The following is a 14024-nucleotide window of genomic DNA, read 5'->3' on the forward strand; positions in this document are numbered from 1 at the left end:
CGGCCCGCTGCGACCCGCGCCGTTGGTGCGGGTCAGAAAGCGAGCCGAATTACTCGGCACCGCCCTGCTCGGCCTGCTTGGCGCGCAGCGCGTCCACGGTGCGGACGAGCTTCGACGGCAGCGCCTGGAAGAGCTGAGCAGCCTGGGACTGCTTGCCCTTGAAGGCACCGGCCAGCTTGCTGAGCAGAACCTCGCGGGACTCGAGGTCCGCAAGCTTCTTGATCTCGTCGGCGGAGAGGGCCTTGCCCTCGAGAACACCGCCCTTGATGACGAGATTGGGGTTGTCCTTGGCGAAGTCACGCAGACCCTTCGCCGACTCCACCGGGTCACCGGTGACGAAGGCGACGGCCGTCGGGCCAGCGAAGAGCTGGTCCTCCAGCGTGATCCCGGCCTCCTTGGCCGCAATCTTGGTCAGCGTGTTCTTCACCACGGCGTACTGGGCGTTCTCACCGAGCGACCGGCGCAGCGTCTTGAGCTGCGCCACGGTGAGACCGCGGTACTCGGTCAGCACGGCGGCGTTGGAGCTGCGGAACTTGTCCGTCAGCTCCGCAACCGCGGCAGCCTTGTCGGGCCTCGCCATAGAGCCTCGGCCTCCTTCCGGGTGATTCGGACCGCGCGGACCCGAAGGAGGACTGGGGAAAACGAAACGCCCCGGCGCAGGCGCACGGGGCGGACTCGACCGGTCGCACACGCGCTCGGCGCGCGCACTCCGGGAGTTCTTCCACTGTCACCTGCGCGGGTCGCCCACTTTTCAGCGGATCCTTCGGCCACCGCACCCTCGTTCGAGCGAGCGGCAACGACCAGCGGTCTTTGGCTTCTGCAAGAGAGTACGGGACCTGGGCGCCGTAGAGCAAATCGGGCTCTACGGCGCCCAGGTCCCGCGACGGATCAGGAACCGATGCCGGTGCCGGCCCCGGGAACGCCGGTCGCGGAGCCGCTCGAGGTGTTGCCCGAGCCCGGGGTGCCGAGGGACTTCATCAGCTCCTTGAAGTCCTTGGTGTCGCTCGCCGGAGGCGCTGGGGCGAGGACCTTGACGCCGTAGTCGCTGTAGTAGTTGGTGACCGACAGGGGGCCCTGGCCGGTGTCGGCCTTGGTGGCCGACTTGACCAGGAGGTTCTGGTCGTTGAGCCAGACCTCCACCTTCTCGGTGGTGATGCCCGCCTCGGTGAGCTGCTTCTTCACGGCGGCCAGCTGGGCGGCGGTGAGCCGGCCGGTCCGGCCGGCCATGTCCGCGGCGTCGACCGTGCCCGCGTAGCGCGTGGCGCGTATCCCGGACACCGTCTCCTCGCCCACCTTCTTCACGTCCCCGGAGGCGAGCAGCAGCTGCACCGACTGGTTCGGCGTGGCGTTCCGCATCTGGCTCTTCATGTACACATCGGAGCCACCGGTGGACTGCTGGTATTCGGCGTACGAGTACTTGAGCCAGTGCCGGCCGCCCATCTGCTGGGCGAAGCGGTCGGTCATCCTCACGTAGAGGGCGTCCGGCAGCATACGGGTCTCGATGGTCGGCATGCCGATCCTGCGCATGCCCTGGCCCAGCTTGCCGCCGGTGTAGGCGACGGTGAGGTTGCCCACGGTGCCGTGCCCCCAGCGGACGGCGCCGCTCATCGTCATCGTCGCGGTGTCGCCGACGGACATGGTGGTGCGGACCTTCGCCGATTCCGCCTTGTCGGTGGACTGCTCGGCGGTGCGCAGCACCGCCGCGACGGGGCTGAGGTGGATCGCGCCGCCGCCGGCTGCCTTGTCACCCTTGCCGGAGCCGGAGGAGGAGCCGCAGGCCGTCACGGAGGCCAGCGCGGCGACCGCGGCCACGGAAAGGGCCGTACGGCGGACGGTCGTGCTCTTCATCTGATCCCACCCCTGTTGCGAGTCGTTGTGCCCTGCACCGTATGCCGGGCCACTGACAGTCGTACGAAAGGTCGCACAGAGAAAGGACGGGCCCCGCAACCGGAAGGTTGCAGGGCCCGCCCTTCACTCACGCGTACCTGACGCGGCTACCGGGGTGAGCGGGAGGCTCAGACGGCGGCCGGGTCCTCCTCGGCGAGGAGGTTGCGGGTGCGGTTGGGGTCGACCGGAACGCCGGGGCCCATCGTGGTGGTGATGGCGGCCTTCTTGAGGTAGCGGCCCTTGGCGGCGGACGGCTTCAGACGGAGGATCTCCTCCAGCGCGGCGCCGTAGTTCTCCACCAGCTTGGCGTCGTCGAAGGACGCCTTGCCGATGATGAAGTGCAGGTTCGAGTGCTTGTCGACGCGGAACTCGATCTTGCCGCCCTTGATGTCGGTGACGGCCTTGGCCACGTCGGGGGTGACGGTGCCGGTCTTCGGGTTCGGCATCAGACCACGCGGGCCGAGGACGCGGCCGAGGCGGCCGACCTTGCCCATGAGGTCCGGGGTGGCGACGACGGCGTCGAAGTCCAGACGGCCCTTCGAGACCTCGTCGATCAGCTCGTCGGCGCCGACGATGTCGGCGCCCGCGGCACGCGCGGCCTCGGCACGGTCACCGGTCGCGAAGACCAGGACCCGGGCGGTCTTACCGGTGCCGTGCGGAAGGTTCACGGTGCCACGGACCATCTGGTCGGCCTTGCGCGGGTCGACACCCAGACGGAAGGCGACCTCGACGGTGGCGTCGAACTTGGTCGTGGAGGTCTCCTTGGCGAGACGGACGGCCTCGAGCGGGGCGTACAGCTTCTCCCGGTCGATCTTGGCGTCCGCAGCGCGGAGAGCCTTGCTGCGCTTGCTCACAACTTGCTCCTGTGTGTTCGTTAAGGAGTCGTGGTCCTTGGGCCGAGCAGGCCCTGCCACGTGCGGCCGGTGACGGCCGCATGACTGCCAGGGGGTGAGGTCAGCCCTCGACCGTGACGCCCATGGAGCGCGCGGTACCGGCGATGATCTTCGCCGCGGCGTCCAGGTCGTTCGCGTTCAGGTCGGGCATCTTGGTCTGGGCGATCTCGCGGACCTGCGCCTCGGTGATCTTGGCGACCTTGGTCTTGTGCGGCTCGCCGGAGCCCTTCTCGATGCCCGCGGCCTTGAGGATCATCTTCGCGGCCGGCGGCGTCTTGGTGACGAAGGTGAAGGAACGGTCCTCGTAGACCGTGATCTCCACCGGGATGACCCAGCCGCGCTGCGACTCGGTCGCGGCGTTGTAGGCCTTGCAGAACTCCATGATGTTGACACCGTGCTGACCCAGCGCGGGGCCGACCGGCGGAGCCGGGTTCGCGGCACCGGCCTGGATCTGGAGCTTGATGAGCCCCGTGACCTTCTTCTTCTTGGGAGGCATAGCTCTCCGGGTCCTTTCATTCGGGTCCATGCCCGCGCGAGGATCGCGATCCTGACGCAGGCATACCGCACAACGATAACGGGTATAGATGCGCGGCCAAAAACCGAGCAGGTCAGACCGGCTGAGGCAGCCCGCCTGACCTGCTCGGAAGCACGAAGTCCAAAAAAGGACTAGTTCTTCTGGATCTGGTCGAAGGACAGCTCGACCGGCGTCTCGCGGCCGAAGATCTCCACCAGGCCCTTGACCTTCTTCGAGTCGGGGTTGATCTCGTTGATGGTCGCCTGCAGCGTGGCGAACGGGCCGTCGGTGACGGTGACCGAGTCGCCGACCTCGAAGTCCAGCACCTGGACCTCGACCTTGCGCTGCGGAGCCGGCTTGCCCTCGGCCTCGGCGGCCTCGCGGGCGGCCTTCTCCTCGGCCTCCGGGGCGAGCATCTTGACGATCTCGTCCAGGGTCAGCGGGTACGGGTCGTAGGCGTTGCCGACGAAGCCGGTGACGCCCGGGGTGTTGCGGACGACGCCCCAGGACTCGTTGGTCAGGTCCATGCGGACCAGGACGTAACCCGGCAGCTTGTTCTGCTTGATCGTCTTGCGGTCGCCGTTCTTGATCTGGACGACCTCTTCCTGCGGCACCTCGGCCTGGAAGATGTAGTCCTCGACGTTCAGCGAGACGGCGCGCTGCTCCAGGTTGGTCTTCACGCGGTTCTCGTAACCGGCGTAGGTGTGGATGACGTACCACTCGCCGGGCAGGGTGCGCAGTTCCTCACGCAGGGCCTCGACGGGGTCGACGGGCGCGGCCGGCTCTTCCTCGGCGGCCTCGGCGACGGCCTCCTCGGCAGCCTCTTCGGCTTCTTCCTCGTCCTCGACGTTCAGGGCAGCCTCTTCGGCCGGCTCCCCCGCCTCGGCCTCGGCAGCCTCGAACTCGTCCTGCTCGTCCGCGCCCTCGACGATGTCGCGCTCGTCGTCCACCATCTCGGCAGCGGTCCCGCGAGGCTCGATGGCGTCGTCGTTCAGGTTCGGGTCAGACACGATGGCTGCTTCTTCCTGGATACATAGGGGTGGAACATGCGAAAACGGGCGCCGGTGCCACGGCGCCCTTCGCTCTTGGCTCAGCCGAACACGTACTTGGCGGCGTGGTTGAGCCCATAGTCAATCACGGTCACCAGCGCGATCATGATGGCGACGAAGAAGATCACCACGGTGGTGTACGAAGTCAGCTGGTTACGCGTCGGCCAGACGACCTTGCGGAGCTCCGCGATGATCTGGCGGTAGAAGGTGGCGAGGCGCTTCAGCGGGCCCTTCTTGGCGCGCTTGCCGCCCTTGCGGGCCTTCTTGGACTCGGATACTTCGTCCTGGGCATCAGGCGTGTCGATGGAGCCCACGGCGTCCGTCATTATCCTCACCTGATCCCGGGTCATGGCCGTGCCGCGCCCGGTTCCTGAGCCGCACGGCGGTGCATTGCTGTACGTACATGCGCACACATCCTGGCGGTGTGTGTAGCAGGGCCGGAGGGACTTGAACCCCCAACCGCCGGTTTTGGAGACCGGTGCTCTACCAATTGAGCTACGACCCTTTGTGTCCCCCCAAACGTACCGCATCCGACCGAGTGCGCGGTGTGCACCGGTTTCGGTGGCGGCTGCTGAAGGCCAACGAGGTGAGAGTGTACGTGGTCAACGGCCCGGCGTCGAACAGAAAGTGCCCGTTCGGAGCCACGTGACCAAAGATCGTCCTGGCCGGGGGCCGAATTCGGATCCGTGTTCACGTCCCGCCCCCCGGCAGTTCAGTCTGTGAAACCCACGTGCCGGGGGGATTTCCGGTCTGGAACGATGGGCTCCATGAGCCCTGCAACCCCTCCCACCGAGCGCCGGGTCTCCGCCCGAGTCGGCGCGATCTCCGAGTCCGCCACCCTCGCCGTGGACGCCAAGGCCAAGGCCCTGAAGGCCGCCGGGCGTCCGGTGATCGGCTTCGGCGCCGGCGAGCCCGACTTCCCGACCCCGGACTACATCGTCGAGGCGGCCGTCGAGGCCTGCAAGAACCCCAAGTACCACCGCTACACGCCGGCCGGCGGCCTGCCCGAGCTGAAGGCCGCGATCGCCGCGAAGACGCTGCGCGACTCCGGGTGGGAGCCCGACGTCTCGCAGATCCTCGTCACCAACGGCGGCAAGCAGGCCATCTACGAGGCGTTCGCCGCGATCCTCGACCCGGGCGACGAGGTCATCGTCCCGGCGCCGTACTGGACGACGTACCCGGAGTCGATCCGGCTCGCGGGCGGTGTCCCGGTGGAGGTCGTCGCCGACGAGACCACCGGCTACCGCGTCACCGTGGAGCAGCTGGAGGCGGCGCGCACGCAGAAGACGAAGGTCGTGCTCTTCGTCTCCCCGTCCAACCCGACCGGCGCGGTGTACACCGAGGCCGAGACCGAGGCGATCGGCCGCTGGGCCCTGGAGCACGGTCTGTGGGTGCTCACCGACGAGATCTACGAGCACCTGGTGTACGGCGGGGCCGCCGCCGTGTCCCTGCCGGCGCTCTTCCCCGAGCTGCGTGACAAGTGCGTCGTGGTCAACGGTGTGGCGAAGACGTACGCCATGACCGGCTGGCGCGTGGGCTGGGTCATCGGCCCGAAGGACGTCGTCAAGGCCGCGACCAACCTGCAGTCGCACGCCACCTCGAACGTCTCCAACGTGGCCCAGGTGGCCGCCCTGGCCGCCGTCTCCGGCGACCTGGACGCCGTGGCGAAGATGCGCGAGGCCTTCGACCGGCGCCGGAAGACCATCGTGCGGATGCTCAACGAGATCGACGGCGTGCTCTGCCCGGAGCCCGAGGGCGCCTTCTACGCCTACCCGTCGGTCAAGGCCCTGCTCGGCAAGGAGATCCGCGGCAAGCGCCCGCAGGACACGGTCGAGCTGGCCGCGCTGATCCTGGAGGAGGCCGAGGTCGCGGTCGTCCCGGGTGAGGCCTTCGGCACACCGGGCTACCTGCGGCTGTCGTACGCGCTCGGCGACGAGGACCTCGTCGAGGGCGTCAGCCGGATGCAGAAGCTGCTGGCGGAGGCACGGGACTGAGGTTCTGCTCTCCTCAGCTCCACGCGCGTGTGCGGGCCGTTTCCCCCGGGGAGGCGGCCCGCTTCTCTGTGCGAGCAAGACCACGTACGGGGAAACGGCTACCGGGACGGCGGGTCCGTACGGCAGGATCCTGGGATGGAGCGTGTACGTGACCTCTCTGAGCTGCCGAAAGCCCATCTGCACCTGCACTTCACCGGTTCGATGCGGCCGGGAACCGTCCTGGAACTGGCCGACAAGTACGGCGTACGTCTGCCCGAAGCCCTGACCGAAGCACTGACCAGCGGCGAACCACCGAAGCTGCGGGCCACGGACGAGCGGGGCTGGTTCCGCTTCCAGCGGCTGTACGACGCGGCGCGCTCCTGTCTGCGCGAACCGGATGACATCCGGCGCCTCGTCCGGGAGGCCGCGGAGGAGGACGTGAAGGACGGCTCGGGCTGGCTGGAGATCCAGGTGGACCCGACGTCGTACGCGCCCCGGCTGGGCGGTCTGATCCCGGCCCTGGAGATCATCCTGGACGCGGTGGAGACGACGTCCCGGGAGACCGGGCTCGGCATGCGGGTGCTGGTCGCCGCCAACCGGATGAAGCACCCCCTGGACGCCCGTACGCTGGCCCGGCTGGCGGTGCGTTACGCGGACCGGGGCGTGGTCGGCTTCGGGCTCTCCAACGACGAGCGGCGGGGCATGGCGCGGGACTTCGACCGGGCCTTCCACATCGCGCGCGAGGGCGGTCTGCTGTCGGCCCCGCACGGCGGCGAGCTGACCGGTCCGGCCTCGGTGCGCGACTGCCTGGACGACCTGCACGCCTCGCGGATCGGGCACGGGGTGCGCGCGGCGGAGGACCCGCGGCTGCTGAAGCGGCTGGCCGACCGGGGCGTGACCTGCGAGGTGTGCCCGGCGTCGAACGTGGCGCTCGGCGTGTACGAGAAGCCCGAGGACGTACCGCTGCGCACGTTCTTCGAGGCGGGCGTCCCGATGGCCCTCGGCGCCGACGACCCGCTGCTGTTCGGCTCCCGGCTGGCCGCGCAGTACGAGATCGCCCGGCACGTCCACGGCTTCTCGGACGCCGAACTCGCCGAGCTGGCACGGCAGTCGCTGCGGGGGTCGGCCGCCCCGGAGGAGGTCAGGGCGCGGCTGCTGGCCGGCGTGGACGACTGGCTGGCCCGCCCGGCCGTCTGAAGTGGGGGTGGGGCGGGTACGGCCTGAAACAGATCAGCACGCCGAGGGGGTGCCCGCCGCCGGGCGGCCGACGCAGCCCCCACAGCCCGGACGCCATACGGCCCTGATCCCGGAGACGCTTGTCATGGCCCCGGCGTGAAGCTCACGCGGAGTCCGGCACAACGGAGATTCCGCCCAGCAGCGTCGTCGCGAGCCGCGCGGCGAAGTCGTCGACCGGGGGGCGCTCCCCCGTCTCCGTCGCGTCGTAGGCGAACGCGCGCTGGGCGCAGGCGCCCAGCAGCAGGGAGGCGGCCGCGAAGGTGTCGGCGTCGGCGCGGACGCGGCCGGCGGCCTGTTCGGCGCGGAGGTAGGCGTCCAGGTCCTGGATGGGCCGGTGCGGGCCGGAGCCCAGCTTGCGCAGGGCGTCGTAGTGGCGCTGCTTGAGCTGGGACTCGGCGTACAGGGAGGCCGCGATCGGGAAGCTCTGCTCGTAGAACAGCGCGGCCTGGCGGGCGATCTCGGTGAGGTTGCTTTCCAGGGTGCCCTGACCGGGTTCGGCGGCGAGGCTGCCCAGCAGCGGGGTCAGCCGGGGCAGCCGCTCGGCGAGCACGCGCACGAACAGCTCCTCCTTGCTGTCGAAGTACTTGTAGAGGGCCGCTTCGGAGCAGCCGGCCGCGCGGGCGATCTCCTTGGTGGTGGCGCGGGCCAGTCCGACGGTGAGCATGAGCTCGTGTGCGGCATCGAGGATGCGGACACGCGCCGGCTTCGGCTCCATGGGACGTCCAATCGGGCTTGACGGGTGGGTGAGTACTTACCCACTCTAGAAGGAATAGGGGTGAGTGAGTACTCACCCACCCATCCCGAGTACGGGAGCACTCATGAACCTCACCGTTTTCGGCGCCACCGGCGGTATCGGCCGGGAGATCGTGCGGCAGGCGCTCGGCGCCGGCCACCGGGTGACCGCCGTGGTCCGCGATCCGGCCCGGCTCGACGTCGGCGGCGACGCGCTGGAGGTCTTCCGCGCCGACCTGACCGACCCGGAGGAGCTGCGCGCCGCCGTGCGGGGCCGGGACGCGGTCCTCTCCGGCCTGGGCGCACGCAGCCGCAAGGACGCCGGGGTCGCCACCCGGCTGACCCGTACGGTCCTGCGCGCCATGGAGGCGGAAGGCGTACGACGGCTGCTCGTGGTCAGCGCCGGTCCCGTCGGCCCCGCCCCCGAGGGCGACGGCGCCCTGGACCGCACCATGCGCGGCCTGGTGTCGGCCGTCCTGAAGGACGTCTACGTCGACCTGCGCGGGATGGAGACCGAACTGGCCCGCAGCGGCACCGACTGGACGTCCGTCCGTCCGCCACGCCTTCAGGACAAGCCCCTCACCGGCCGCTACCGCACCGTCATCGGCGGCTTCCCGCGCAAGGGCCGCTTCATCGCCCGCGCGGACGTCGCCCACGCGATGCTGGCGATGATCGACGACGAGGGGACGGTGAAGCAGGGGGTGGGGGTGGCGTACTAGTCCCTGTCGGCCCTACAGGCTGACGCCGACCGTCACCGGCTCGTTGACCAGCGTGATCCCGAAGGCCTCGCGGACGCCGGTGACCACTTCGCGGGCCAGCGCCAGCAGGTCCTCGGTGGTGGCGCGGCCCCGGTTGGTGAGGGCGAGGGTGTGCTTGGTGGAGATCCGGGCCGGCCCGGTGCCGTAGCCCTTGGTGAAGCCCGCCTTGTCGATCAGCCAGGCCGCCGAGGTCTTCGTACGGCCGTCCCCCGCCGGGTAGGCGGGCGGCTCTACGCCGTCGCCCAGCCGCGCGCGCACGCGCGCGTGGAACGCGGCGAACTGCTCGTCGGTGAGGATCGGGTTGGTGAAGAAGGACCCCGCCGACCAGGTGTCGTGGTCCTCGGGGTCGAGGACCATGCCCTTCCCGGCGCGCAGCTTCAGCACGGTCGCGCGGGCGGCGGCCAGCGGCACCCGGTCGCCGGGCCCGACGCCGAGCGCGCGGGCCGCCTCGGCGTACTTGACGGGTGCGGACAGCCCGCCCGCGTCCTCCAGCTCGAAGCGGACGCGCAGCACCACATAGCGCTCGGGGTCGGACTTGAAACGGCTGTGGCGGTACGAGAAGGCGCACTCCTCGTTCGTCAGCGTGACGGTCTCGCCGGCGCGGCGGTCGTAGGCGATGACCTCGGTGATGGTGGAGGAGACCTCCTGGCCGTAGGCGCCCACGTTCTGGATCGGCGTGGCGCCCGCGGACCCCGGGATGCCGGCCAGGCACTCGATCCCGGCGAGCCCCGCCTCGACCGTGCGGGCGACGGCGTCCGTCCACACCTCGCCGGCCGCCAGCTCCAGCGTCGTGCCCCGCAGCTCGACACCGCGCGTGGCGATGCGCAGGGCGGTGCCATCGAAGCCCTTGTCGCCGATGACCAGGTTCGACCCACCACCGATGACCAGCAGCGGCGTCCCGCTGTCGTCGGCCTCGCGGACGGCGGCGATCACCTCGGCATCGGTCACCGCGGTGACCAGCCGCGTCGCGGGACCGCCCAGCCGGAAGGTGGTCAGCGGGGCAAGAGGGGCGTCGTGGAGTACCTGCACGGGCCCAAGACTACGAGACACCACCGACAGCACCGCATCCGCGCGGGGCGACGGTCATGGAGCGGGGGGTGGGGGTGGGGCCGTGCCGGGCCGAGCCGGGGCAGGGACCCCGCCGGGCCGAGCCGGGGCAGGGACCCCGCCGGGCCGAGCCGGGGCAGGGACCCCGCCGGGCCGAGCCGGGGCAGGGACCCCGCCGGGCCGAGCCGGGGCAGGGACCAGCGGTCGACGGAGCGACCTTGCGGCCTGTGCGACCTGCTATCGCGGCCAGGCCGTGGGGCAACCGGAGCGGCCGCTTGCGGGGCGGTGCCTCGCGCCCGCCGCGCCGACCGCGACCAGCCGACCCCGGGCGCCCACCGGCGCGAACCGACACGCACGTACGCGCACGTGGGCTCTGAACTGATTCGCGTGGGCACGCGTGTACGCGCGCGTGGTCTCCTCTCGAAGGCCACGCGCGCGTAGGCGACGTACTCCCGGCCGGCGGTCTGCGTAAGCCGCGTCTCCGCTCCCTCCCCGCTCGGCGGCAGTCGGTCGTCGGAGGTCTGCCAGGTGGCGAACTTGACGGCGCGCATCTGCGAGGCCGGCCCGCGCGAGGTGGGCCGGTGGGCACCGGGGTGGGCGAAGGACTTCAGCGCGTCGGCGGACTGCCAGGCGGGAAGCGCGGACATCGCGAACTCCTTGGGGCGAGGGCGGCGAGGTTTCGGGTCCGGCTTCAGCGGGCGGCGCTCTCCAGAGCAGTGGTCTTCGGGGCACCGGTCTCAGGGGCGGTTGCAGATGCCTGCCCGGAGGCAGTCGCAGGTGCCTGCGCGTCCCCCGCGGCAACCCGCGCGGCGCTCCGCCGGGCCGGGATCACCAGGGCCGCGGCCGCGGCGAGGGCGACCACCGCCGAGCCGGTGACCAGGGCGGGCCGCAGGCCGTCCACGAAGCTCTGCGCGCTCTGGTAGCCGCCCTGCGCGGAGAAGATCGACGACATCACGGCGATACCGAGCGCACCGCCCACCTCGCGCAGCGCGTTGTTCGCGCCGGAGGCGATGCCCTGCTCCTGCGGGCGGACGCTGGACATCACCAGGTTGGCGGCCGGCGCGAAGTACAGGGCCATGCCGACCCCGCTGATGATCAGGGCGGGCAGCTGGGCGGCGTAGGAGGCGTGCGCGGTTGCCACGGCGGCCATGTAGCCGAGACCGACGGCCTGCAGGAACAGGCCCATGGCGACGACCGGGCGGCCGCCGATGCGGTCGGAGAGGATCCCGGCGACCGGCGCGACGAGCATCGGCATACCGGTCCACGGCAGCATCCTGAGGCCGGCCTCGGTCGGCGAGTAGCCGAGCACGCCCTGCATGTACTGGCTGAGCAGGAAGATCGAGCCGAACATGCCGACGAACATCAGCAGGCTGGCCGCGTTGATGCCGGAGAAGGCGCGGGAGCGGAACAGCCGCATCGGCAGCATGGGGCTGGCCGCGCGGGAGCTGTAGAGGACGAACCCGACCAGCAGCGCGCCGCCTGCGAACAGCGCGGTGAGGACCACGGTGTCGGTCCAGCCGTCGGAGGGGCCGCGGACCAGGCCGTAGACGATCCCGAAGAGGCCGCCGCTGGCGAGCAGGGTGCCGGGGACGTCGAGCCGGGCGCCGGTGCCGTAGGACTCGGCGAGGCGCAGACGGGCGAGCGGCAGCACGATCAGGCCGAGCGGAACGTTCAGCCAGAAGATCCAGTGCCAGGAGACGTGTTCGGTGAGGCTGCCGCCGATGAGCGGTCCGGAGGCGACGGCGAGCCCGTTGACGGCGCCCCAGATGCCGTACATCGTCCCGCGCTTGGCGGCGGGCACGGCCGCGGTCAGCAGGGTCAGCGTGAGCGGCATCATCACGGCCGCGCCGACGCCCTGGACCGCGCGGGCGGCGATCAGGGAGCCGATGCCGGGTGCCATGGCCGCGGCGGCGGAGGCGCCCGTGAAGACGGCGAGCCCGGCGATGAAGAGCCGCCGGCGCCCGAAGCGGTCGCCGAGCGCCGCACCGAACATCAGCAGGACGGCGAAGGTGAGCGTGTAGGCGCTCACGGTCCACTCGAGGTCGTCCAGCGCGCCACCGAGGTCCTTGCGGATGGAGGGCAGCGCGGTGGTGACGACGAGGTTGTCGAGGGCCGCCATGAATCCGGCGACGCTGGTGATGACGAGAGCCCACACGGCGCTTCCGCGCGGTGTGCTCGGTGCGGTCTGCTGTGACATGTCTCCCCCAGAGAGCGGTCTCTAGTTAGTTATTAATGACTAACTTTTGCGGGCGTGAAAAAGGCGGGGCGGCCGCCTCGTCGCGCTACTTCTTCGGCCGCCCGGCGATCCGGGCCGACGGATACATCCCCTGCCAGACCCGGTGTTCGGGCGGAAACCCCATGGCGGCGAGGGTGTTGATGAGCATTCCGTACGCCAGGAAGGTCGTGGTCTCGTTGTCGTCCGCGCCCAGCGGCAGGTGAACGGTGTCCCAGAGCTTCATCCAGGCGGCCCGCACGAGCTCACCGAACTCGTGGTCACCCTCCGCCTCGGCCGCCGCGACCGTGATGTAGGTCTGCATCTGCATCTGGAGCTTCTCGGGCTGCTCGGTGATCAGCCGCACGTAGGCGTTGGCCATGGCATGCAGGGCCTCCTCGCCCTCCAGCCGCTCGGCCGCCTCCTCGAAGACCCGGCAGGTGTCCTCCACACACCGGAGCGACGCGGCGGCGAAGATCGCCTTCTTGCCGGCGAAGAGCCGGAAGAGGTACGGCTGCGAGACACCCACGCGGGTCGCGATCGCCTCGGTGGAAGTGCCGTAGTAGCCCTTCTGTGCGAACTCCGCGATCGCCGCACGAATGACGCTCTCGCGCCGCTCTTCTGCGCTCATCCTGACCATGCGGAGTAAGTTAGTACTCAATCACTAACTTGGCAAGGGTGCTGGTCACGGACACGCGTAAGGGGCGCCCCACCATGGAGGACGCCCCTTACCCCGGTACGTCGCAGGAGCCGTCAGGCCAGTCGTACGACCGCCCGGGACATGCCCAGGACCTTCTGGCCGGCGCTGATCGCCGTCAGGTCCACGCGCACGGTGTTGTCGTCCAGCTTGGCCGCGACCTTGCCGCTGACCTCGATCAGGGCCCCCTGGTCGTCGTTCGGCACGACGACGGGCTTGGTGAAGCGGACGCCGTACTCCACGACCGCCCCCGGGTCGCCGGTCCAGTCCGTGACCACACGGATCGCCTCGGCCATGGTGAACATGCCGTGTGCGATGACGTCCGGCAGTCCGACCTCCTTGGCGAACTTCTCGTTCCAGTGGATCGGGTTGAAGTCCCCGGAGGCACCCGCGTAGCGCACGAGCGTGGCGCGGGTCACGGGGAAGGTCTGCGCCGGCAGCTCGGTGCCGACCTCGACGTCGTCGTACGCGATCTTCGCCGTCATCGGGTCCTCACGCCTCCTCGGCCGCGCGGGCCACGAGCTTGGTCCAGGCGGTCACGACGTGCTCGCCCGCCTCGTCGTGCACCTCACCGCGGATGTCGAGGATGTCGTTGCCCGCGAGGGACTTGATCCCCTCGATGGTGGAGGTGACCGTGAGCCGGTCGCCGGCACGCACCGGGCGGTTGTAGGCGAACTTCTGGTCGCCGTGCACCACACGGCTGTAGTCGAGACCGAGCTGCGGGTCCTCGACGATCTGTCCCGCGGCCGGGAAGGTGATGGCGAACACAAAAGTCGGCGGGGCGATCACATCGGGGTGACCGAAGGCCTTGGCAGCCTCGCGATCCGTGTACACCGGGTTGGTCTCGCCCACCGCGTCGGCGAACTCGCGGATCTTTTCCCGTCCCACCTCATAGGGCGGGGTGGGCGGGTAGGTCCGTCCAACGAAGGACTGGTCGAGCGCCATGGCCCGGCACCTCCTGATGTTTGCTGTGATGGCCCCAAATTAGCCCGGACCCAGCCGGGAAATGCGCTGGGGGGACGGGTC

Annotated in this window: 15 protein-coding genes and 1 tRNA gene; 3 read left to right on the top strand and 13 right to left on the bottom strand. The window is 70.2% G+C overall.

Annotation, left to right across the window (positions count from 1 at the left end; genetic code table 11):
* Window positions 1–49: 49 nt before the first annotated feature.
* The 7 genes from rplJ to BFF78_RS17600 all read right to left on the bottom strand — a co-directional run bounded on the left by rplJ (window position 50) and on the right by BFF78_RS17600 (window position 4848).
* A complete protein-coding gene (gene rplJ / locus BFF78_RS17570; RefSeq protein WP_069779227.1) occupies window positions 50–580 on the bottom strand; it encodes a 50S ribosomal protein L10 in 531 nt (176 codons plus the stop codon).
* A 308-nt stretch (window positions 581–888) separates the two neighbouring features.
* Window positions 889–1848 carry an SCO4651 family lipoprotein gene (locus BFF78_RS17575; RefSeq protein ID WP_069779228.1) on the bottom strand — a complete coding sequence of 320 codons (960 nt, stop codon included), beginning with the start codon at window positions 1846–1848 and terminating at the stop codon, window positions 889–891.
* A gap of 167 nt (window positions 1849–2015) precedes the next feature.
* On the bottom strand, window positions 2016–2741 hold the full coding sequence (gene rplA, locus BFF78_RS17580) for a 50S ribosomal protein L1 (RefSeq protein WP_069779229.1): 726 nt from the start codon (window positions 2739–2741) through the stop codon (window positions 2016–2018).
* 100 nt (window positions 2742–2841) lie between these two features.
* Window positions 2842–3276 (bottom strand): 50S ribosomal protein L11, encoded by a 435-nt coding sequence (gene rplK / locus BFF78_RS17585; RefSeq protein WP_023547415.1) that lies wholly within the window; start codon window positions 3274–3276, stop codon window positions 2842–2844.
* A 170-nt stretch (window positions 3277–3446) separates the two neighbouring features.
* Window positions 3447–4304: a transcription termination/antitermination protein NusG gene (gene nusG, locus BFF78_RS17590; protein WP_069779230.1), complete on the bottom strand. Its 858-nt coding sequence runs from the start codon at window positions 4302–4304 to the stop codon at window positions 3447–3449.
* An 80-nt stretch (window positions 4305–4384) separates the two neighbouring features.
* Window positions 4385–4669, bottom strand: coding sequence for a preprotein translocase subunit SecE (gene secE, locus BFF78_RS17595; RefSeq protein WP_069779231.1), 285 nt, complete (start codon window positions 4667–4669; stop codon window positions 4385–4387).
* Between the two features lie 106 nt (window positions 4670–4775).
* Window positions 4776–4848: transfer RNA gene (locus BFF78_RS17600), tRNA-Trp, on the bottom strand.
* 262 nt (window positions 4849–5110) lie between these two features.
* Between BFF78_RS17600 and BFF78_RS17605 the strand changes: the two genes are divergently transcribed.
* Entirely contained in the window at window positions 5111–6337 is a 1227-nt protein-coding gene (locus BFF78_RS17605; protein ID WP_069783635.1) for a pyridoxal phosphate-dependent aminotransferase, read from the top strand.
* Window positions 6338–6472: 135 nt separating this feature from the next.
* On the top strand, window positions 6473–7513 hold the full coding sequence (locus BFF78_RS17610; protein ID WP_069779232.1) for an adenosine deaminase: 1041 nt from the start codon (window positions 6473–6475) through the stop codon (window positions 7511–7513).
* A 142-nt stretch (window positions 7514–7655) separates the two neighbouring features.
* Here BFF78_RS17610 and BFF78_RS17615 read toward each other — a convergent pair whose 3' ends face one another.
* Window positions 7656–8267: a TetR/AcrR family transcriptional regulator gene (locus BFF78_RS17615; RefSeq protein ID WP_069779233.1), complete on the bottom strand. Its 612-nt coding sequence runs from the start codon at window positions 8265–8267 to the stop codon at window positions 7656–7658.
* Between the two features lie 103 nt (window positions 8268–8370).
* Between BFF78_RS17615 and BFF78_RS17620 the strand changes: the two genes are divergently transcribed.
* Window positions 8371–9003 (top strand): NAD(P)-dependent oxidoreductase, encoded by a 633-nt coding sequence (locus BFF78_RS17620; protein WP_069779234.1) that lies wholly within the window; start codon window positions 8371–8373, stop codon window positions 9001–9003.
* Window positions 9004–9015: 12 nt separating this feature from the next.
* Here the strand turns inward: BFF78_RS17620 and BFF78_RS17625 are convergent, their stop codons facing one another.
* The 5 genes from BFF78_RS17625 to BFF78_RS17645 form a co-directional block, all read right to left on the bottom strand.
* The gene (locus BFF78_RS17625; protein ID WP_069779235.1) at window positions 9016–10071 is read right to left on the bottom strand and encodes a UDP-N-acetylmuramate dehydrogenase; all 1056 of its coding nucleotides are present in this window, start codon (window positions 10069–10071) and stop codon (window positions 9016–9018) included.
* A 709-nt stretch (window positions 10072–10780) separates the two neighbouring features.
* Window positions 10781–12286, bottom strand: a complete 1506-nt coding sequence (locus BFF78_RS17630; protein ID WP_069779236.1) for a DHA2 family efflux MFS transporter permease subunit — start codon at window positions 12284–12286, stop codon at window positions 10781–10783.
* An 85-nt stretch (window positions 12287–12371) separates the two neighbouring features.
* Entirely contained in the window at window positions 12372–12941 is a 570-nt protein-coding gene (locus BFF78_RS17635) for a TetR/AcrR family transcriptional regulator (protein ID WP_079161364.1), read from the bottom strand.
* A 113-nt stretch (window positions 12942–13054) separates the two neighbouring features.
* Window positions 13055–13483, bottom strand: a complete 429-nt coding sequence (locus tag BFF78_RS17640) for a MaoC family dehydratase (RefSeq protein ID WP_069779237.1) — start codon at window positions 13481–13483, stop codon at window positions 13055–13057.
* Between the two features lie 7 nt (window positions 13484–13490).
* Complete coding sequence (locus BFF78_RS17645) at window positions 13491–13943, bottom strand: MaoC family dehydratase N-terminal domain-containing protein (RefSeq protein WP_069779238.1); 453 nt, start codon at window positions 13941–13943, stop codon at window positions 13491–13493.
* Window positions 13944–14024: the final 81 nt, after the last annotated feature.

Source organism: Streptomyces fodineus, from assembly GCF_001735805.1.
Classification (GTDB): domain Bacteria; phylum Actinomycetota; class Actinomycetes; order Streptomycetales; family Streptomycetaceae; genus Streptomyces; species Streptomyces fodineus.

Coding starts and splice junctions, on each gene's coding strand:
- BFF78_RS17615 (WP_069779233.1), bottom strand. CDS start 8,267: ATGGAGCCGAAGCCGGCGCGTGTCCGCATCCTCGATGCCGCACACGAG.
- BFF78_RS17610 (WP_069779232.1), top strand. CDS start 6,473: ATGGAGCGTGTACGTGACCTCTCTGAGCTGCCGAAAGCCCATCTGCAC.
- BFF78_RS17645 (WP_069779238.1), bottom strand. CDS start 13,943: ATGGCGCTCGACCAGTCCTTCGTTGGACGGACCTACCCGCCCACCCCG.
- secE (WP_069779231.1), bottom strand. CDS start 4,669: ATGACGGACGCCGTGGGCTCCATCGACACGCCTGATGCCCAGGACGAA.
- BFF78_RS17605 (WP_069783635.1), top strand. CDS start 5,111: ATGAGCCCTGCAACCCCTCCCACCGAGCGCCGGGTCTCCGCCCGAGTC.
- BFF78_RS17630 (WP_069779236.1), bottom strand. CDS start 12,286: ATGTCACAGCAGACCGCACCGAGCACACCGCGCGGAAGCGCCGTGTGG.
- BFF78_RS17640 (WP_069779237.1), bottom strand. CDS start 13,483: ATGACGGCGAAGATCGCGTACGACGACGTCGAGGTCGGCACCGAGCTG.
- rplJ (WP_069779227.1), bottom strand. CDS start 580: ATGGCGAGGCCCGACAAGGCTGCCGCGGTTGCGGAGCTGACGGACAAG.
- BFF78_RS17635 (WP_079161364.1), bottom strand. CDS start 12,941: ATGGTCAGGATGAGCGCAGAAGAGCGGCGCGAGAGCGTCATTCGTGCG.
- rplK (WP_023547415.1), bottom strand. CDS start 3,276: ATGCCTCCCAAGAAGAAGAAGGTCACGGGGCTCATCAAGCTCCAGATC.
- BFF78_RS17620 (WP_069779234.1), top strand. CDS start 8,371: ATGAACCTCACCGTTTTCGGCGCCACCGGCGGTATCGGCCGGGAGATC.
- BFF78_RS17575 (WP_069779228.1), bottom strand. CDS start 1,848: ATGAAGAGCACGACCGTCCGCCGTACGGCCCTTTCCGTGGCCGCGGTC.